The following is a 19,564-nucleotide window of genomic DNA, read 5'->3' on the forward strand; positions in this document are numbered from 1 at the left end:
TTCCCGCTCCCGCCCGCTCCCGCCCGCTCCCGCCCGCTCCCGCCCGCTCCCGCCCGCCCCCGCCCGCCCCCGGCGTCGGCCCGCTCACCCGATCGGGCCCGCCCGCTCGCCGTCCGCCCGGTTCCGGCCGCAGCCTGGATCCCAGGGACCCCGGGCATTGGAGAACCGCGTGGTGGGGCTGGGGCAGCGAAACGGGGCCGGTGGGCCGGCCGGCGAGGGTGGCGGCGACCCGCGGGTCCGCCGGTTCGCCCGAACGCTCCCGCTGCTGCTGATCGCCGTCGGCCTGGTCTTCGACATGGCCACCCCGCCCGAGTTCACCGGCTCCCCGTTCTTCTCCGCCGCCCCCCTGGTGGCCGCCCCGCTGTTCGCCCTCACCACCACCGTGCTGACCGGTCTGCTGGCCTCGGCCGCGGTCCTCGGACTGGCCCTGGGCAACGGGACCTTCGGGCAGGTGGAGGCGCTGACCGAACTGGCCACCGTGGCCACCGTCTCCGGGCTCGCCGTGCTCATCAACCGGGTGGTGCGGCGCAGCGGTGAGCGGCTGGCCTCCGCCCGGGGGATGGCGGAGGCGGCCCAGCGGGCCGTGCTGCCCGTCCCGGCGGAGCGGGTCGGCGGGCTGCACGTGTCCGCCCGGTACGAGGCCGCGGAGGCCGACGCCTTCATCGGCGGGGACCTCTACGCCGTCCAGGACACCCCGTACGGGGTGCGGCTCGCGGTCGGCGACGTCCGCGGCAAGGGCATGGGGGCGGTGGAGGCGGTCGCCGTGGTGCTCGGGGCGTTCCGGGAGGCGGCCGAGCAGGAGCCGAGCCTGGAGGCGGTGGCCCAGCGGCTGGAGCGGGCCCTCGCCCGGGAGGGCACCCGGCGGGACGGCCTGGACGCGGTGGAGGGGTTCACCACCTGCGTGCTGGCCGAGATCCCGCGCGGGGAGGCGGTGCTGCGGCTGATCAACCGGGGCCATCCGGAGCCGCTGCTGCTGCATCCGGACGGGGCGCTCCAGGTCCTGGAACCGGGCGAGGCGGCCCTCCCGCTGGGCATGGGGGAGCTGGGGGTCTGGCCGGACCGGGCCGAGGAGTGGGCGTTCCCGGCGGGCACCACCCTGCTGCTCTACACCGACGGGCTGACCGAGGCCCGGGATTCCGGAGGGGAGTTCTACGATCCCTCCGACCGGCTCCGGGGCCGGATCTTCCCCGGGCCGGACGCGTTGCTGAGCGCGCTCACCGAGGACGTCCGGCGGCACACCGGGGGCGGGTCCACCGATGACATGGCGCTGTTGGCGGTGGGCCGCCCCGGCGAGGGCCAGCCGGACCGCCGGCGGACCGTGCCGGTGCTCCGCCGCCACGGTGAGTGAGCGAAGGGGTGCACTCCGCATCGCGTATGACGGTGCGTCATATGTGACTGGTGGCCGAGGAACGGTGGAAATCGAAGGCGCAATGCCCCGTTTCCTGGTGGATATGGGGTGAATGTAGGGGCCAAAGCCAGTCGGTGCGTGGCCGATTGGCATGAACGATCACCGGCAACAGCTTGGAATCACACACCTCCGTCTATTACCGTTCGATAACGCAGCGCGGTTGTCCCAACCGTCGCAAGAGGCGGCACCGTGCGCGTACGCGCCAGAAGGAGTCACCCCGGTGGAAGGTATGGAGAACCAGGAAGAGGCCTCCGCCGGCGCCTGGGGTGAGTGGAACCCCACCGAGGACTCCGTCCGCCCGGTCCGCGGCCGGCACCGGGTCGCCCGGCAGCGCGGCGGACTCGCCCGCAGCTCCACCGTGCTGGGAGTCGGAGTGATCGCCGCCGTCGGAGCGGGCGGCATCGCCACCGCCCAGGACCGGCCCCAGGTCTCCATATCCCTGCCCTCGATGCCCGCGATACCGGGGCTGGACGGCTTCACCGACGCGGCCGGGCCCGAGGCCGAACGGCCCGCCGCGGCCACCCCCTTCATCCCCCGGCAGGCCACCGGAAGCCCCGACGGCCCCTCGGCCGCCGCCACCCACACCGCCGACGCCGGCTCCAACGCCGGCGAGGCCCTGCGTCACCGGATCCTCCAGCAGGCCGAGTCCCAGCAGGACGCCGCCGCGGCGGCCGAACGGCTGGCCGCCGAGCGCGCCGCCCAGGAAGCCGCCGCACTGGAGGCCAGGACCAAGCAGGAAGCCGCCCGCAAGGCCGCCGAGGAAGCCGAGGCCGCCGCCCGGGCCGAGGCCAAGGCCAAGGCGGAGGCCGCCGCCAAGGCGAAGGCCGAAGCCGAGGCCGAAGCGCGGGCCGAGGCCGAGCGCCGTGCCGTACCGGCCGGCAGCTACGCCCTGCCGACCTCCGCCTACACCCTCACCTCGCACTACGGCGACTCCGGCTCCATGTGGTCCTCCGGCCACCACACCGGCCTCGACTTCGCCGCCCCCACCGGCACCCCGGTCAAGGCGGTGCACGGCGGGAAGATCGTCTCGGCGGGCTGGTCCGGGGCCTACGGCTACCGGATCGTGCTCGAACTCCCCGACGGCACCGAGGTCTGGTACTGCCACCTCTCCTCCATGGCCGTCACCTCCGGCCCGGTCGGCACCGGCGACACCATCGGCCGGGTCGGCGCCACCGGCAACGTCACCGGGGCCCATCTCCACCTGGAAGTGCGTACGCCCGGCGGTTCGACCCTGGATCCCCTGGCCTGGCTGGAGTCCAAGGGCCTGAACGTCTAGCAGCCGGTACGGGCACCCCCGCGGCGGGCACCTCCGGCACGTCCGGCACCAGTTCCTCCAGGACCGCGGCCCGGGCCAGCGGCGGGCCCGCGACCGGCCGGGCCGGCCAGAGCCGGCCCAGCAGCTCCCGCTCCCGCGCCGCGAACTCCGGTACCCGCAGCGGCCCGCCGCGCCGCGCCCGGTGCCTCAGCAGCGCCAGCTCCGCGGCATCCGCCTCGTACCGCAGGACCGCCCGCCGGGCCGCCCGGCCCCCGGTCTCCCCGGCCAGCGCCCGGGCCAGGGAACGGGCCGGCATCGAGCCCAGCGCCCTCGCCTCGGCGGTTCCCAGCCAGCCCGCGACCGCGTAGACGGCGAGCTCCCCGCCCACCGTGCGCACCTGCCGCCGCCGCATCCACAGGGCCAGCCAGGCCAGCAGCCCGAACAGCGGGACCATCACACAGCCGTAGACCAGGTAGAAGCCGTACTCGCCCAGCTCCGAGGAGCTGTTCCACAGCGCGTGCGTGCCCATGGCCAGGGCCAGCCCCAGCAGCGGGAGCCCGATCCGGGCCGGCCGGCCGGCGGCCAGCGCGGCCGCCCCGAACCCCAGGCCGGTGCAGACCGTGAACACCGGGTGCGCGAACGGGGACAGCATGATGCGGACGAAGAAGGTGGCGGCGGTCAGCGAGTCCAGCACCCCCGTGCCGGTGCCGAGGTCCTCGCCGAAGGCGTTGCCCAGATAGAGGATGTTCTCGGTGAACGCGAAGCCGGTGGCGGTGAACCCGGCCAGCACCAGCCCCTCGCAGGGCCCGCTCAGCCACCGTCTGCGGAACACGAACACCAGCAGCAGGGCGGCCGCCTTGGCGCACTCCTCCACCACCGGGGCGATGGCGATCGAGCCGAGCTGATCGGCGTCCGAGGGGTCGGCGGTGGCCGCCGCCACCCACTCGGTGGCGAAACTGTTGGCCAGTATGGCGATCAGCGCCGCGGCACAGGCCCCCCAGCCGAAGCAGTAAAGCGGGTACGGCCAGGGGCCGGGCGCCACCAGGCCCAGCCAGCGGAACACCCCCAGCAGCACCGGCACCGGCAGCAGCGCCAGCCCCAGGCCCACGAAGAACCCGGGGGTGCCGGTCTGTTCGCGCACCAGCTCCAGGATGACCGCCCCGCACACCGCGAGCACGGCGAGCAGCAGGACGGAGCGGGCCGTGCCCGACAGGCGCGCGAGCACAGCACGGACAGCGGTGACGTGGGGCGCTCCGAACACGCCATCACAGTAGCGAGCGGCTCCGACACGCGCTGTGACGTTCCCCGGATTCCGCCCGCTACCGGTGGATCAGCGGCTAACCCCTGCGCCGGAACAGCAGGTCGTGTACAAGGTGCCCCTTGTCCAGGCCCTGGCCCTCGAAACGGGTCAGGGGCCGGAACGGCGGCCGCTCGGCGTACCCGCCGTCCGCACTGGTGTTCTCGAAGTCCGGGTGCGCGGAGAGCACTTCGAGCATCTGCTCGGCGTACGGCTCCCAGTCGGTGGCGCAGTGCAGCACCGCACCGGGCGCCAGCCGGGTCGCGGCCAGGGTGAGGAACTCGGGCTGGATCAGCCGGCGCTTGTGGTGCCGCTTCTTGGGCCACGGGTCGGGGAAGTACACCCGCAGTCCGGCGAGGGAGGCGGGCGGCAGCATCTCCCGCAGCAGGATGATCGCGTCGCCGTTGGCGACCCGGACGTTGGTCAGCCCGTTGCGCTCGGCGAGGGCGAGGAGGTTGCCCTGGCCGGGGGTGTGCACGTCGGCGGCCAGGATCCCGGTCCCCGGGTCGTCGGCGGCCATCTGCGCGGTGGCCTCGCCCATGCCGAAGCCGATCTCCAGCACCACCGGCAGCCCGTCGAAGAGCTCCTCCAGGTCGAGGACCCGGTGGCCGTCGATGTCCAGGCCCCAGCTGCCCCAGAGGCGCCGCAGGGCCTCGCCCTGCCCGGTGGTCACCCGGCTGCGGCGCGGCTGGAAGCTGCGGATCCGCCGCTCGTGGTGGGAACCGGCCGGATCGGGCGCCGGACCGTCGGGGAACCGGGGTTCGGTGCGCCAGCGGGGCGGGGTGTACGCGGGTGCCTCGGGGGCGCTGCCGGGCTGCGGGTTCAGGGACTCAGACACAATGCGGCAATTCTACGGTCGGCCCGTCAGTGGTGCAGGGCGGCCAGCGCCCGGCGGGCGACCTCCCGGCCGATCGGGAGGGAGGCGGTCGCCGCCGGGGAGGGGGCGTTCAGCACGTGCACCGTGCGGGGGGCCTCGCGGATCAGGAAGTCGTCCACCAGGGTGCCGTCCCGCAGCACCGCCTGGGCCCGCACCCCGGCCCCGGCCGGACGCAGGTCGGACGGGCCGACCGCGGGCAGCAGCCGCCGGACCGCCTCGGTGAAGGCCCGCTTGGACAGCGAGCGGTGGATCTCCCCGGCGCCGTACCGCCAGTGCCGGCGGGCGATCGCCCAGGTGCCCGGCCAGGCCAGCTCCCCGGCCAGGTCCCGGGGCCGCACCACGGACCAGCGGTACCCCTCGCGGGCCAGCGCGGGCACCGCGTTGGGTCCGACGTGCACCCCGCCGCCGATGCCCCGGGTCAGATGCACACCGAGGAAGGGGAAGGCCGGGTCCGGAACCGGATAGACCAGGCCGCGCACCAGCGAGGGCCGGGCCAGGTCGTAGTACTCGCCACGGAACGGGACGATCCGCATGCCCGGGTCGTCCCCCGCCAGCCGGGCCACCCGGTCGCACTGCAGGCCCGCGCAGTTCACCAGGGCGCGGGCCCGGACCACCAGCCCGGATCCGGTCCGGACGGCGACCGCACCGGCCCGCCGGGAGATCAGCTCGACCCGCTCGCCGTAGCGGACCTCGGCCCCGGAGGCCTCCGCCAGCCGCTCGGCGACCTGCCCGTAGTCCACGATCCCGGTGCTGCCGACATGGATGGCGGCCAGCCCGTGGACCTCCGGTTCGTACTCCGTGATCTGTGCCGGGCCCAGTTCCCGGACCGGGATGCCGTTCTCCCGGCCGCGCTGGACCAGGGCGTGCAGCCGGGGCAGCTCGGTGCGCTCGGTGGCGACGATCAGCTTGCCGGTCACCTCGTGCGGAATGTCGTGCTCCGCACAGAACTTGACCATTTCGGCGGCCCCGCGGACCGCGAACCGGGCCTTCAGCGAACCGGGCCGGTAGTAGATCCCGCTGTGGATCACCCCGCTGTTCCGGCCGGTCTGGTGCCGGGCCGGACCGGACTCCTTCTCCAGCACCACCACCCGGGTGCCCGGGGCCAGCCGGGACAGGGCATGGGCGGTCGACAGGCCGACGATCCCCCCGCCGATCACCAGCACATCGCAGTCCAGACTGCCCACTCGCGCACCTCCCACCCCCTGATAGTGCACCGTCCCACTGACAGCCCGACCCCGGGGCGGCACACCGGCGGCGGAAACCGGTCCGTCGGACCGGCTATCCGGGGCTGACCAGCAGCGGCCGGGCGCGCTCGCGCAGCTCGGCGACCCGGGGCTCGTCCCCGTACGGCTCCAGCCGGTGCAGCAGGTCGCGGACGTACTCGGTGGTGCGGGCGGAGGAGATCCGGCCCGCCACCTCCACCGCCCGGGTGCCGGCCGCGCAGGCCGCGTCCAGATTGCCCGACTCCAACTCGGCGACCGCGCTCACCACCAGCCGCAGCCCGTGCGAGCGGACGTACTCCTCGGTGGGCCGGGACAGCGCCTGCTCGGTGAACCGCCGGACCTGCCGGGGCAGCCGCAGGTCCCGGTAGCACTCGGCGGCGTCCGCGGCGAACCGGTCGTGGGAGTAGAAGCCCAGCCAGGTCGGGTCGGGGTCGCCCTCCCGCGAACGCTCCAGCCAGCCCTCCGCGGCCCGCAGCGCCGAACCGGCCGCCTGCGAGTCCCCCGCCTTCGCGTGCGCCCGCGCCTCCACCAGCCGGAAGAAGCTCATGGTGCGGGCCGTGGCCAGGCCCCGGTTCCGCTCCACCGCCGCCTGGGCCAGGTCCACCCCCTCGTCGGGGAAGTCCCGGTAGGTGGCCTGGAGGGACATGGAGGCCAGCACGTACCCGCCGAGCGGGACGTCGGCGGCCGCGCGGGCCAGCCGCAGGGCCTGGATGTAGTACCGCTGGGCGGCCTCCTGCTGGCCGGTGTCGAAGGCCATCCAGCCGGCCAGCCGGGTCAGTTCGGCGGTGGCCCCGAACAGCGCCCGGCCCACCTCGTCGCTGTACGAGCCGAGCAGCAGCGGGGTGGCGTCCACCCGCAGGCACTCCGGCACCATCGAGGAACGCCAGTCCCCGCCGCCGTACTTGGAGTCCCAGCGCCGGGCGTCCTCGGCGGCCTCGCGGAGTTTGGCCACATCGCTGTGGCCGACCCGCTGCGGGGCGGTCCGGGCGGGCCGCGGCACGGCCGGCCGCGGAGTTTCGGCGCCGGGCTGCGGGGGCACAACGCAGGTCGGCGACGGCGCGGGCGACGGCGGTGGCGATGTGGACACGGCAGCGGCAGCGGTGACGGCAGTGGTGGCGGGAGCGCTTCCGGGCGCGGTGGCGGGAGCGGTGGCGGCGGCACCGGACGCCGCCGGCTCCGCGGCCGGTTCGGCGGTGCGGGCCACCGAGCCGTCGGCGGGGGATATCAGCCAGCGCGAGGCCGGGGTGGCGTACGCGGCCACCGAGAAGGACCCGGCCAGCGACTGCCAGATCCCGCCGCCGCCCCGCCGGCCCGCGAGGTCCAGCCGGTACAGATCGGTGGCCGAGCGGACGGCCGCCCCGATGTCGCGGGGGAAGGCCAGACCCACCTCGGGCGCCGGATCCGCGTCGGCCAGCCCGATCTCGTGCAGCGGCACCGGCCGGCCCAGCTTCGCGCCGATCGCGGCGGCGATCAGATGCGGGGCGGCACCCTGCGGCACCATCCCCTTCGACACCCAACGGGCCACCGAGGTCTTGTCGTAACGGAGGGTCAGCCCGCGCTGCGCGCCCAGGTCGTTGACCCGCCGGGCCAGTCCCGCGTTGCTGATGCCGGCGAGGGCGAGGACGGCGCCGAGCTTCTCGTTGGGCTCACGGAGCTCCCTGGACATGCGCCACCCCTCGTGCAGGACACACACGGACACGCAGGACACACACGGACACGCACGGACACACACTCGGCCACCGGGCATAGGCACCCGGCATTCGTAAACCCAGCGTAGTTCCCCGCATCCCAAGCGTTAAGGGCTCGCGTTCCGGATGGCGGGATTGTTGTCCGTGTGCACAGTCCGGCGCGCGTCCCGCACCCGGGCGCACCTGTCAGCGCGTGCTCCGCCCGTGTGGCCGTGCGCCCGGCCGTGCGCTCTGGCCCGCCCGGTGACCCGGCGATTCGATGTCCGGTGCGTGGGTCGGCCCGCCGTACGGATCCGGGGGGCCGGGGGACACCGCCGCCTCAATCCCCGCGGGTGGCGGACCGGTCCGGGAGGCGGATCGCGCCTCCCGGACCGCACCCGTATCCGCCTTCACAGGCCCCCCGGAGCCGTCGAAGAATGGCTGAAACCGACCTATGGGGCAGGGTGGGGCGCCCGGCACGCAACACCAAATAGCGCACGGCCGGGGCGCGTTCCTTTCGTATGCGCGCCCCCTTAGCCGACTCCGGCGCGCCCGTCTCGTGGCAGCATGGTCCCCGACCCACAGGTGCCCACGATGCTGGTAGCGGGGAGGCGGCGATGCGCTGGTTGGTGGGGTGGAGCAGTATCGCCGCGAGTTTCGGCACGGCCGGCCGCGTCTCGGGCACCGGCACCGGCCCCGGCGGCCCCACCGGGCAGGACGGGGTGCTGCGCGGCGGCATCGCCGACGCCGCCCACCCCGACGATCCGGCCGAGGACGCCGAACGCACCGTCCACCCCGTCGGATCCCAGCTGCTGTGGGGCGACCCCGACCCGCTGTGGGCGGTCGGGGACTGGCGCGCCGACGAGATCCGCACCGTCACCGCCGACCCCGCCGACCCCTTCACCCGGCTCGCCGTCCTCGGCTGCTGCGGGGCGAGCGACGAGGAGCTCCGCCGGGCCCTCTACGCGGCCCGCGGCGGCGCCCTGCGCCATCTGACCTCCTGGCCCGGCAGCTACACCGCCGTGGTGCAGACCGGCCGGCGGATCACCGTCCTCGGCGATCTGGCGGGCGCCCGCCCGGTGTTCTACACCCCCTGGGCCGGCGGCACCGCCTACGCCACGGCCGCGCTCCCGCTCGCCGACCTGATCGAGGCCCAGCTCGACATCGGCCATCTCGCAGCCCTGCTGGCCTGCCCGGACAGCCCGGAGGCACTGGGCGACGGCACACCGTACGCAGGGGTCCGCCGCATCCCGCCCGGCCACGCCCTGATCCTCCGCGAGGGCTCCCGGGAGATCACCGGATACGAACCGGTGGCCTCGCTCGCCGTGGCCGCGCCGGAACTCGACGCCGGCCGGGCGGTGGAGGGCGTACGGGAAGCACTCGTGGACGCGGTGCGCGCCCGGCTCACGGCCCCCCGCCATGCCCCCGAGACCCTGCCGCACGATCCGGGGCCGGTTCCCGGCATGGGCCCGGCCGACCGCCGGGCCGCCCGGGGCGCGCCCGTGCCCGTACCGGGGATCGGCGCCGACCTCTCCGGCGGCAGCGCCTCCGCCACCCTGGCCCTGCTGGCCGCCGGACTGCCCGGGGCCCCCGGCACCCTGCCGGGGCTCGGCGCCACGGCGGCCGGGGAACGGCTGCTGGCCGTCACCTTCAACGACCTCGTCACCCCGCAGGGCCGGGAAGCCGATCTGGAACGGGCGCGGGTGATCGCCGCCGACCCCCGGCTGCACCACGTGGTGGTCGCGGCCGCCGAAGAGTCCCTCCCCTACGCCGAGTTGGAGGGCCCGCTCACCGACGAGCCGGGCCCGGCCCTGGTGGTGGCGGCCCGGGAGCGCCGCCGGCTGGCCGCCGGGTCCGCCGACCACTTCGTCGGCCACGGGGCCCGCCAGGTCCTCGACGGGCATCCCGCGCGGCTGGCCGATCTGCTGCTGGACCGGCGCCGCCGGCACCTGCTGCGGCCGGTGGCCGCGCTGGCCCGGTCGGCCGCCGCGGCCAGTACGGGCGGCGGTCCGGCCCTGCTGCTCCCGCTGACCGTCTACTCGGCCGCCCGGCGGCTGGCCCGCACCCCCTACCGGTCGGGCATGGAGGCGGTGGCGGCCCAACTGCGCGAAGGACGGCTGGGCGGCGGGCCCTCCGGCCCGGTGGACGCCTCGCTGTCGGCCCTGACCTGGTGCCGGCCCGGACCGGCGGCCCGCTGGCTGACCGGTGAGGCGCTGGCGGAAGTATCGATCCGGCTGGGCACCGCGGCGGCCCGCCCGCCGCTGTCCCTGCGGCCGGGGGAGGCCCGGGCCCGCTCGGTGCTGGCCCGGCACGCGGCCGACCACCGGGTGTTCGAGCAGGCCGCGGAGATCCGCAGCCAGCGGCTGCACGCCCCCTTCCTGGACAACCAGGTGGTGCGGGCGGCCCGCGCGCTCCCGGAGTCCCTGCGGGTCCAGCCGGGGGCCCGGGCGGCGATCCTGCGGGAGGTGCTGTCCGCCACCGGGGTCCGTGAACTCCCGCCCGGCTGGGGGGCGGTGTCCCATTCCGCGAACGACACGGCGACCCGGCTGGGGCTGCGGGCGGCCCTTCCGGACCTGCTGCTGCTCTTCGCCTCGCCGTATCTGGCCGACGCGGGCCTGATCGAGGCCCGGGTGGTGCAGCAGGCGCTGACCGAGGCGGCGGAGGGCCGGCCGGTCCCGCTGGACGGGCTGGCCGAACTGGTCTCCATGGAGCTGTGGCTGCGCCGGCTGCTGTCCCGCCGGGGCACCTGCTGGACCGGTACCTCCACCCCGCGCCGCCGTGCCGTGCCCACCGGGGTCCCGTCCCGCCGCCCGGCCCTGTCCTGACGGCCGGTCCCGCCCTGGCGCCTGGGGGCACGGTCCGGCCGGGTGGGGTCGGCGATGCGGGCGGGGTCAGCGGCAGCCGATGACGGCGTCGGCCCAGGTGGCCAGCAGCAGTCGGTGGCGGGGGTCCTCGCCCTCCACGACCAGCCGGAGCCGGCTGGTGCCGGAGAGCGCGACCCGCACCGGGACCGCGGGGTCCCCGGGGCCGATCACGGGGGAGCGCCAGAGCCGGTCCCCGTCCCCGTAGACGGAGAACCGCACGGAGCGGGTGCCGGGCGGGGACAGGTCGTCGACCCCGACCCGGGCGGAGAAGGTCTCGCAGGGGCGGTTGAGGCGGATCTCCACCCGGGAGCGGTCGTGGACGGTGATGCCGTGCCCGTGGCGTTCCCCGGCGATGACCGGTGCCCAGCGCTGCCAGACCCAGCTGCTGCGCCAGGTGTCCAGCTCGGGGCCGGTGTGGTCGCCGAAGGCGGACTGGCCGAGGCGGGCCAGTCGGTAGCCGGTGGGCGGTGCGGGCGGCGGCGGGACCGGCTTCGCGGTCGGCCGGGGCGTCGGCTTCGGGCTGGGCTTCGGGGTGGGCCGGGGGCTGGGCCGGGCCGGGGGCCTCGGGGGCGGTGCGGAGGTGCGCGGAGGTTTCGGCGGGGCCGGCGCGGGGCGCGGCGGGGCGACGCTCGGCCGGGTGGGCCTGCTGCGTACGGGCGCGGGCGGCGGCGGGGGTGCCTGGACGCTCGGCGGCCGGGGCGCGGGCGGGCTCGGCGCAGGTGGCGGCGGCTGCGGTCGCTCGGGGGCAGCGGCGGTGGGCGAGGGCGTGGCCTTGGCCTGGGGCTCGGCCTCGTCCCCGGCGAAGGCGAAGACGAGCCCGGCGGCCGCCGCGACCGCGAGCCCGGCGGCGATGGCGGCCTTGGCGGGCAGCCCGAGCCCTTCGGAGGCCACGGCCCCCGCCCCGGACCCGGCCGCACCACCACCCCCGGCTCCGGCAGCTCCGGCTCCGGCGGCCCCGGCCCCGGCGGCCCCGGCTCCGGCGGTACCCGCCGCGCCGCCCGCTGCCGCGCCGCCCGCCGCCGTGCCTCCGGTGGCGGCGGCCGCGGCTCCGGCGCCGCCCGCGGCCACGGCCCCGCCGGCCACCACCCCGGCGGCCTTGGCGGCGTACCCGGCGGCGAACCAGCCGATGACCGCGACGGGGAGCAGCGCGGGAATGCCCGCGTTGACGTCCTTCAGCTCACCGGCCGCGATCCGGCACTTGGCGCACTCCTCCAGGTGCTTGCGGAGTCCCCGCTCGGCCCGGAGCCGCAGTCCGCCGCGGGCGTAGGCGCCCAGCCGGTCCGCGTGGACGGCGCAGTCCCCGCCGGAGCCGAGCGCGGTGCTCACATGGGCCTGGAGATAGGCCTGCTTGAGGCCCTCGCGGGCGCGGCTGGCCAGTACGGCGGTGGCGTTGGCGGTCAGCCCGAACAGCGGGGCGACCGCGCTGGGGGAGGCCTCCTCGACGGTGGTGTGCCACAGCACGGCCTGCCACCGCTCGGGCAGGCTGCGGAAGGCCTGCATGGCGAGGGTCTGTTCGGCCTCGTGCATGGCGCGGACGTCCGCGCCCAGTTCCAGCCCGGCCTCGCCGGACAGCGAGGCTGCGCCGTCGGCCCCGGCGGCGGCGCCGGAGGCCTGTTCCGCGAACAGGGCGAAGTCCTCGACGAGTTGTTCCCGCTTGGCGGTCCGGGTCCAGGCGGCGGCCACTCGGCGGACGGTGGTGAGCAGATAGGCGCGGACGGCCTGGTCGGGGCCGGCCCCGCCGCGGACGGCCTGGAGGGTCCGGGCGAAGACCTCGGCGGTGAGGTCCTCGGCGGTGTGGGCGTCACGGCAGCAGGTCCGGGCGTAACGGCGGACGGCTTCGGAGTGGCGGCGGAACAGTTCGGCGTAGGCGCTGTCGTCCCCGCCGCGCATCCGGGCGATCAGATCGCCGTCGGAGGGCGGTAGCTCGGCGGCGGAGGCGCCGCTGCCCGCTTCCCGCTGTGCGGGCACCTGACCGGTGGGCGGACTGTCCGCCCCGACCTCACCGCCGGAGCCGCCGAGCGGCTCTTCCCGACCGTCAACGCTCATCGCGGAAGCTCCCGCACCACACACCGCACCACACACTCGACCGGTACACCCGGAAAGCGTGGCACACGGGGGCCGGGGTCCGGGCCCCTCTGCGGGTCATCCACTCATCCGGGCACAGTTCGACGAATCGTCTTACTGTGCTCACCCGTTTGAGCGAGTGGCCGTTCGAGGGGCCGGGCACCTCAGGTCGATGGCCCTCAGGTCGATGGCCCTCAGGTCAGGCGGTGCGGGAGCGCAGGCCTTCCAGCAGGATGTCGAGCAGCCGGTTGGAGGCGGCGGCCTGCTGGGCCGGGTCGGGCAGGGCCGGCGCGGCGGTGGCTATGACCAGCAGCACATCGGCCACGGTGACGTCGGTGCGGAGCTCGCCCGCAGCCCGCGCCCGGTCGACCAGCTTGCCGACCACTTCGAGGAGGGCGCCGGCGCCCGAGTCCTCGGCGGGCTCGTCCACCGCGGTCACCGCGACGGAGACGGGCAGGCCGCCGGTGCGGGTCGCGCCGACCACGCGGAGCTCCGGCTGCTGCCGCTGCTGCGGCACCCGGGCGTCGGGCGCGGAGGCGGCGGGCGCCGTCTCCTCCTCGGCCGCGGCGCCGACCCGCAGCACCTGCGGCGGCAGCAGCCGCCCGGCGCCGGAGGCCACGGAGGTGCGCAGGAACCGGGACAGCGCCTGCCAGGGCTCCTCTTCCTGGCCCAGGGCGGCCCGCGCCTGCTCGGTCAGCCGGGCGGTCTCCTCCTCGGCTATCCGGCGGACCAGGACGTCCTTGCTCGGGAAGCGCCGGTAGACCGTGCCGACACCGACCCGGGCGCGGCGCGCCACGTCCTCCATCGGAGCCCCGTAGCCGAGCTCGCCGAACACCTCGCGGGCGGCCCGCAGGACATGTTCGAGATTGCGCTGCGCGTCCACCCGCAGCGGGGTGGAGCGGCCCACTCCGTGCGTGGTGGCGCCCGCGATCACGCGGCCGCTGCCCGCATCGGAGAGCGCGGTCGCAGACCCATGGAAATCGGAAATGTGCATATGTATCCCCCGGTAATCATTTGTCTCCCCCCGGAGACAGTCCCCGCCTTCGTGTCGAGCGGGCCGAGGTCGTACGGCCCGGTCCTACGGCTCGACCGGTAACGAACATAGTTGAGCCAGAGTCAATTCAGAAGGGGCAGCCCCGGACGGACCACCGCCCAATCGGAGCATTCACCCCCACTTTTCCGTTTCCCACCCCCGGAATCAGTGATTCCGCCTGTCCTGACCTGCGCTCCCGGCCCCCACCCCCCCCTCCCGACAGCCCCGCCCCACCCCTGTCTCCGGTCACACAATTTGACGGGCCTGTGGACAAACTCCCGGCCACGATGCGTCATGGGATGGTGAAGGCTGCTAACACGCGGGGCACGGCCCCCGGTACCCCGCCCCGCACGCGCATCCTCGTCGTCGGCGGCGGCTACGTCGGCATGTACACGGCCCTCCGGCTCCAGCGGAAGCTGAGAACCGGCGAGGCCGAGATCACGGTGGTCACCCCCGAGCCCTACATGACCTACCAGCCCTTCCTCCCCGAGGCCGCCGCCGGCTCGATCTCCCCCCGACACGTGGTGGTCCCGCTCCGCCGGGTCCTCGGCGACTGCCGCATCCTCATCGGCGAGGCACGGAGCATCGACCACACCAAGCGGACCGCCACCGTCACCACCCTGGCCACCGAGGACGAGGGCACCGGCGCCCTGCTCCTCGAATACGACGAGCTGGTCCTCGCCCCCGGCTCCGTCTCCCGCACCCTCCCGGTCCCCGGCCTCGCTGACTACGCCATCGGCTTCAAGACCGTCGAGGAGGCCATCGGACTGCGCAACCACGTCCTCGAACAGATGGACATCGCCTCCTCCACCCGCGACCCCGCCATCCGCGACGCCGCCCTCACCTTCGTGTTCGTCGGCGGCGGCTACGCGGGCGTCGAGGCCCTCGCCGAACTGGAGGACATGGCCCGCTACGCCGCCCGCTACTACCACAACATCAAGCCCGAGGACATGAAGTGGGTGCTGGTCGAGGCCAGTGACCGGATCCTCCCCGAGGTCGGCCCCGAGATGGGCACCTACACCGTCCGCGAGCTCCGCGGCCGCAACATCGACGTCCGCCTGGAGACCCGCCTCGACTCCTGCGAGAACCGCGTCGCCGTGCTCAGCGACGGCACCCGGCTGCCCACCCGCACGGTCGTCTGGACCGCCGGCGTCAAACCCCACCCGCTGATCGCCGCCACCGGCCTCCCCACCAACGACCGGGGCCGGCTCGCCTGCACCGCCTTCCTCACCGTCGAGGGCACCGAACACGCCTGGGCCGCCGGCGACGCCGCCGCCGTCCCCGACATCACCGCCGCGGAACGGGGCACCGACTGCGCCCCCAACGCCCAGCACGCCGTCCGCCAGGCCAAGGCCCTCGCCGACAACCTGGTCGCCTCCCTCCGCGGCGAGGTCCTCACCGAATACGCCCACAAGTACGCCGGCTCCGTCGCCTCCCTCGGCCTGCACAAGGGCGTCGCCCACATCTACGGCCGCAAGCTCAAGGGCTACCCGGCCTGGCTCATGCACCGCGCCTACCACCTCAGCCGGGTCCCCACCTTCAACCGCAAGATGCGGGTCCTCGCCGAATGGACCCTGTCCGGCCTGTTCAAACGGGAGATCGTCTCCCTCGGCTCCCTCGAACACCCCCGCGCGGAATTCGAACTCGCGGCGGGCGGCGGCCCCGCCGCACCCCCGCCCAACCCCCCGAAGCCCGACCAGCGCTGAAACCACCAGTCCGGTCGGCCACACTGGACGTGTGACCATAGGTGTGCTCACACCTGCACAGAGTCACCCGCCCAGCGACCGTCCCTGAACACCACAGCGACCACGAGCGACACCACGAGGCCTGAACGCAGTGAACTTCACGCGCTGGAGCGCCCGGTTTCCCGGAACGCAGCGCCGCGCCGCCGCCCGGATCGAACAGGCCGCCGCCCAGGCCAAGCGAGGCGAGGGCTCCGTCCCCGCCGCCCGCGGCTCGGCACCCGACGGCCGCCCCGCCGACCCCACCGTCTCGGGCACGGGCACCGGCACCCCCATCGCCGCCGTGCCCTCCCTCGACGAACTCTCCGTACGGGAGGTGCTCGGCCGGCTCCCCGCCCTGGTGGCCCTGGTCCACGGCCCCGACCACCGGGTCGCCTACCTCAACGAGAGCTACACCGCCGGCTTCGGCCCCCGCCCGCTGGGCGGCACCGCCGCCGAAGCCCTCCCCGAACTCGGCGAGCTCGGCCTCCTCCCGCTCCTGGACCAGGTGCTCCGCAGCGGCAGACCGCGCACCGCCAAGAACCGCACCGCGCCCGGCGGCGGCAACTCCTACACCGTCACCTGCACCCCGGTCGCCTTCGACGGCCCCGACAGCACCGGCGTCCTCATCCACCTCGCCGACGTCACCGACCACACCGAGGCCGTGGACCGGCTCCGCGCCAGCGAACGCCGCCAGCGCGAGGCCGCCGTCACCCTCCAGCGGTCCCTGCTCCCCCAGGAACTCGAACAGCCCGACGACCTCCGCGTCGCCGCCACCTACCAGCCCGGCGGCACCGAGGCCGCCGTCGGCGGCGACTGGTACGACGTCATCACCCTCGGCGCCGGCCGCACCGCCCTGGTCATCGGCGACGTCATGGGCCGCGGGGTCCGGGCCGCCGCCGTCATGGGACAGCTGCGCACGGCCGTCCGCGCCTACGCCCGCCTGGACCTCCCGCCGCACGAGGTGCTCCAGCTCCTCGACGGCCTCGCCGCCGAGATCGACGCCAGCCAGATCGCCACCTGCGTCTACGCCGTCCACGACCCCAACGAGGGACTGCTGGCCTACGCCTCCGCCGGCCACCTCCCCATCCTGGTCCGGGACGCCGAGGGCACCGTCCGCCGCGCCGCCGACCCCACCGGCCCCCCGCTGGGCACCGGCGGCTGGCTGCACTCCTCCGGCACCATCGCCCTGGGCCCCGGCTCCACCGCCGTCCTCTACACCGACGGGCTGGTCGAACGCCGGGGCGAGGACATCGACGAAGGGGTGTCCGCCCTGGAGCGGGCCCTGGCCGGAGCCCAGGGCACCCCGGCCGTCATCTGCGACCGGCTGATGCGCGCCCTCGGGGTGGACGCCGACCATGACGACGACGTCGCCGTGATGGTCCTCCAGCAGCCGGCCCGCACCGGTCAGGACGCCGAGCTCTTCCACAACGCGGCCCTGGAACTCCTCGGCGGAGTCGAGGCCGCTCCCCGGGCCCGCGCCTTCGCCCAGGGAGTGCTCGCCTCCTGGCGGTTCCCCGTGGAGCTCTGCGACATCGGGGTGCTGGCCGCCAGCGAGCTGGTCGCGAACTCCCTCCAGCACGGCACCCCGCCCATGCGGCTCCGGCTGCGCCGCACCGACCGCCGCCTGATCGTCGAGGTGACGGACGGGGACGACCACCTCCCGCGCCGCCGCCGCGCCGAACCGGCCGACGAGACCGGCCGGGGCATCTCGATCATCGCCACCATCGCCTCCTCCTGGGGCTCCCGCCGCACCCCGGGCGGCGGAAAGGCGGTCTGGTGCGAGTTCGCGCTGCCCGACAAGTGAGCCGCGACCAGTCACCCGAACGGGCGAACAACACGAAGAGAAGGGCCCCGCTCCTCCAGGAGCGGGGCCCTTCCCCTTGTCACCTCGTACCGGTCCGGCCCGGTCAGGCGCCGACCGGATCGGCCGCCGGCTGCCGCTCCGACCGCTCGGCCGGGGCGCGCAGCAGCAGCGAGGGGTTGTCCTGCACGGCGGTGAGCTGCCGGCCGAGCCGCAGCGCCAGCCAGGCGATGCCCAGCGACACCACGACGAACAGCCCGATGTAGAACATCGGCAGCCCGGCCCCGAGCGGCACCCCGAGCGGACCCAGCGCCAGCGCCATCTGCTTCACCAGCGCGAAGGCCGAGTTGTACTGGCCGACCGAGCCCTCCGGGGCCAGGTCCGCCACCAGCGGCGCCAGCGTCGGCGACAGCATGGCCTCGCCGATCCCGAAGAGCGCGTACGTGGTGATGAACGCGCCGGCGGCCATCACGGCGCCGCCGTGCCCCAGACCCGCGAACCCGGCGATCACCCAGGCGACCGTCCAGATCAGCCCGACCAGGGCGATCACCCGGGACCGGCGCCGCTTCTCGACCAGCTTCAGCACCACGAACTGGGCGACCACGATCGCACCGGTGTTGGCGGCCAGCGCGAACCCGAGGGTGGACGGGGAGATCCCGGCGGCCTCGGTGCCGAAGGCGGCCAGACCCGACTCGAACTGCCCGTAGCAGGCGAAGAACAGCACGAAGCCCAGCACCAGCAACTGGACCATCGCCTTGTGCCGCAGCAACCGCTGCCAGCTGCCGCCGGCCGACCGGGACGGGTCCTTGGGACGGGCGTCGGCGATGGCCGGAGCGTGCGGCATCTTCACCGAGGCGATGACCCCGGCGAGCACCAGGAACATCACGGCCTCGATGCCGAACAGCAGGGTGAAGCTGCCGGGACGGCTCTCGTCCACGATCTGCCCGCCGAGCAGACCGCCGATGCCCAGACCCAGGTTCTGCATGAAGAACTGGAGTGCGAAGGACCGGGTCCGGGTCGCCGGGGTGGAGCACCACACGATCATCGTGGCCAGCGCCGGCTGCATCACGGCCTGGCCGGCGCCCAGCGCGAGCGCGGAGAGCAGGATCGGCACCGCCGAGGCGGACAGCCCCAGGGCCAGCGCGCCGAGAGAGGCGGTGACCGCGGCCCCGATGACCACCGGGACCGGGCCCCGGCGGTCGATGATCCGCCCGGTGAAGGGCAGCGCGACCAGCGCACCGAGGGCGAACGCGATGAACGCGCACGTCGCCGTCAGAGAGCCCAGATCTCGCACCTGCGCCACATAGATGTAGAGGAACGGAACCGTGAAGCCGATGCCGAACGCGGTCAACGCGTTCCCGGCCTGGATCCGCCGCATCGCAGCGCCCATCACCTTGGTCACTTCTCACCTGTCCTTAGAGCTGAAGACTTCATACCTAAACTTCAAGCATTAAGAGTACACATCGAAGGAGTTAGATGCCAACGGGGGCGTGCCATACTCGGCACCATGGGTGACACCCCGGACGGCCACGCGGCCGCCAACGAGCCGACCATCGACGAACAGATCGCCGCCTACCAGCGCGAATTCCAGGACCTCGACCCCCAGGTCGAGAAGGTCGTGTCGGGGCTGAGCCGCCTCAACCGCCGCATGAACGTGGCGTACGGCCGGCAGACGGCGGCGCTGGGCATCAGCAACGCCGAGTGGGAGGTCCTGAAGGCGCTCGTGCTCTCCGGCTCCCCCTACCGGCTGGGCCCGAGCGAGCTCGCCAAGCAGCTGGGGCTGACGCCGGCCGCCATGACCCACCGCATCGACCGGATGACGGCCGAGGGCCTGGTCACCCGGGAGAGGGACGAGTCCAACCGGGTCCGCGTGATCGTGGAGCTCACCCAGGAGGGCCGCAGCAAGTGGCTGGACGCCATGCGGATGGCCTCGGTCTTCGAGGAGGACCTGCTCCAGGACCTCTCCCCGACGGAGCGCGGTCTGCTGGGCGACATCCTGACCCGTCTGCTGGACCGGGTGGAGGACCTCCAGGGCGGCCCCGAGCCCTCCAAGACCCGGGGTTGACACGCCCCCGGGCGATCCGTAAAGTACTCCGAGTTGCCGCGGGGCCGTAACGGTTCTTCGACGACACATCCCGCCGCCTCGTTGCGGCACCCAACTCAGCACGAACTCCCACCGGGAACGCATTCGGCATGCCCGAATTCATTTCCGAGACCCGATTATGGGTCGCCCGGGAAATCCGCTAGAGTTCGGGAGTCGGAAGGGCCCAACAGCCCGGAAGACAAACCCCGCTGACTGGGAGTCAGGCCCGAAAGAGTCTGATAGAGTCGGAACCGCCGGAAAGGGAAAC

Annotated in this window: 13 protein-coding genes; 6 read left to right on the forward strand and 7 right to left on the reverse strand. The window is 74.7% G+C overall.

What is annotated here, in order from left to right; all coding sequences use genetic code 11:
• Window positions 1–157 precede the first annotated feature (157 nt).
• Window positions 158–1,348, forward strand: a complete 1,191-nt coding sequence (locus tag ACZ50K_RS26665) for a PP2C family protein-serine/threonine phosphatase (RefSeq protein WP_468907540.1) — start codon at window positions 158–160, stop codon at window positions 1,346–1,348.
• 289 nt (window positions 1,349–1,637) lie between these two features.
• Window positions 1,638–2,684: a M23 family metallopeptidase gene (locus tag ACZ50K_RS26670; RefSeq protein WP_468907575.1), complete on the forward strand. Its 1,047-nt coding sequence runs from the start codon at window positions 1,638–1,640 to the stop codon at window positions 2,682–2,684.
• On the opposite strand, the gene ACZ50K_RS26675 is transcribed toward ACZ50K_RS26670, so the two are convergent.
• The 4 genes from ACZ50K_RS26675 to ACZ50K_RS26690 form a co-directional block, all read right to left on the reverse strand.
• Window positions 2,590–3,888, reverse strand: coding sequence for a PrsW family intramembrane metalloprotease (locus ACZ50K_RS26675; RefSeq protein ID WP_468907577.1), 1,299 nt, complete (start codon window positions 3,886–3,888; stop codon window positions 2,590–2,592). The two genes, ACZ50K_RS26670 and ACZ50K_RS26675, sit on opposite strands and share 95 nt — an antisense overlap.
• A 112-nt stretch (window positions 3,889–4,000) precedes the next feature.
• Window positions 4,001–4,798, reverse strand: a complete 798-nt coding sequence (trmB, locus tag ACZ50K_RS26680) for a tRNA (guanosine(46)-N7)-methyltransferase TrmB (protein ID WP_468907542.1) — start codon at window positions 4,796–4,798, stop codon at window positions 4,001–4,003.
• A 26-nt stretch (window positions 4,799–4,824) separates the two neighbouring features.
• On the reverse strand, window positions 4,825–6,051 hold the full coding sequence (gene lhgO, locus ACZ50K_RS26685; RefSeq protein WP_468907543.1) for an L-2-hydroxyglutarate oxidase: 1,227 nt from the start codon (window positions 6,049–6,051) through the stop codon (window positions 4,825–4,827).
• 64 nt (window positions 6,052–6,115) lie between these two features.
• Window positions 6,116–7,726: a sporulation protein gene (locus ACZ50K_RS26690; protein ID WP_468907545.1), complete on the reverse strand. Its 1,611-nt coding sequence runs from the start codon at window positions 7,724–7,726 to the stop codon at window positions 6,116–6,118.
• 618 nt (window positions 7,727–8,344) lie between these two features.
• Between ACZ50K_RS26690 and ACZ50K_RS26695 the strand changes: the two genes are divergently transcribed.
• Complete coding sequence (locus ACZ50K_RS26695; RefSeq protein ID WP_468907547.1) at window positions 8,345–10,552, forward strand: asparagine synthase-related protein; 2,208 nt, start codon at window positions 8,345–8,347, stop codon at window positions 10,550–10,552.
• 66 nt (window positions 10,553–10,618) lie between these two features.
• Here the strand turns inward: ACZ50K_RS26695 and ACZ50K_RS26700 are convergent, their stop codons facing one another.
• Both ACZ50K_RS26700 and ACZ50K_RS26705 read right to left on the reverse strand, forming a co-directional pair.
• Complete coding sequence (locus ACZ50K_RS26700) at window positions 10,619–12,637, reverse strand: sigma-70 family RNA polymerase sigma factor (RefSeq protein ID WP_468907549.1); 2,019 nt, start codon at window positions 12,635–12,637, stop codon at window positions 10,619–10,621.
• 217 nt (window positions 12,638–12,854) lie between these two features.
• On the reverse strand, window positions 12,855–13,649 hold the full coding sequence (locus ACZ50K_RS26705; RefSeq protein ID WP_468907551.1) for a TetR/AcrR family transcriptional regulator: 795 nt from the start codon (window positions 13,647–13,649) through the stop codon (window positions 12,855–12,857).
• 338 nt (window positions 13,650–13,987) lie between these two features.
• Between ACZ50K_RS26705 and ACZ50K_RS26710 the strand changes: the two genes are divergently transcribed.
• Both ACZ50K_RS26710 and ACZ50K_RS26715 read left to right on the forward strand, forming a co-directional pair.
• Window positions 13,988–15,394, forward strand: a complete 1,407-nt coding sequence (locus ACZ50K_RS26710; protein ID WP_468907553.1) for an NAD(P)/FAD-dependent oxidoreductase — start codon at window positions 13,988–13,990, stop codon at window positions 15,392–15,394.
• Window positions 15,395–15,524: 130 nt separating this feature from the next.
• A complete protein-coding gene (locus tag ACZ50K_RS26715) occupies window positions 15,525–17,216 on the forward strand; it encodes an ATP-binding SpoIIE family protein phosphatase (RefSeq protein ID WP_468907555.1) in 1,692 nt (563 codons plus the stop codon).
• 103 nt (window positions 17,217–17,319) lie between these two features.
• On the opposite strand, the gene ACZ50K_RS26720 is transcribed toward ACZ50K_RS26715, so the two are convergent.
• Window positions 17,320–18,615, reverse strand: a complete 1,296-nt coding sequence (locus ACZ50K_RS26720) for an MFS transporter (RefSeq protein ID WP_468907557.1) — start codon at window positions 18,613–18,615, stop codon at window positions 17,320–17,322.
• A 105-nt stretch (window positions 18,616–18,720) separates the two neighbouring features.
• On the opposite strand from ACZ50K_RS26720, the gene ACZ50K_RS26725 reads away from it, so the two are divergent.
• The gene (locus ACZ50K_RS26725; protein ID WP_468907559.1) at window positions 18,721–19,278 is read left to right on the forward strand and encodes a MarR family winged helix-turn-helix transcriptional regulator; all 558 of its coding nucleotides are present in this window, start codon (window positions 18,721–18,723) and stop codon (window positions 19,276–19,278) included.
• The last annotated feature ends 286 nt before the right edge of the window (window positions 19,279–19,564 follow it).

This window comes from Streptomyces sp. NPDC033845, assembly GCF_055576225.1.

Coding starts and splice junctions, on each gene's coding strand:
- ACZ50K_RS26695 (WP_468907547.1), top strand. CDS start 8,345: ATGCGCTGGTTGGTGGGGTGGAGCAGTATCGCCGCGAGTTTCGGCACG.
- ACZ50K_RS26705 (WP_468907551.1), bottom strand. CDS start 13,649: ATGCACATTTCCGATTTCCATGGGTCTGCGACCGCGCTCTCCGATGCG.
- ACZ50K_RS26710 (WP_468907553.1), top strand. CDS start 13,988: ATGGTGAAGGCTGCTAACACGCGGGGCACGGCCCCCGGTACCCCGCCC.
- ACZ50K_RS26690 (WP_468907545.1), bottom strand. CDS start 7,726: ATGTCCAGGGAGCTCCGTGAGCCCAACGAGAAGCTCGGCGCCGTCCTC.
- ACZ50K_RS26700 (WP_468907549.1), bottom strand. CDS start 12,637: ATGAGCGTTGACGGTCGGGAAGAGCCGCTCGGCGGCTCCGGCGGTGAG.
- ACZ50K_RS26725 (WP_468907559.1), top strand. CDS start 18,721: ATGGGTGACACCCCGGACGGCCACGCGGCCGCCAACGAGCCGACCATC.
- ACZ50K_RS26670 (WP_468907575.1), top strand. CDS start 1,638: ATGGAGAACCAGGAAGAGGCCTCCGCCGGCGCCTGGGGTGAGTGGAAC.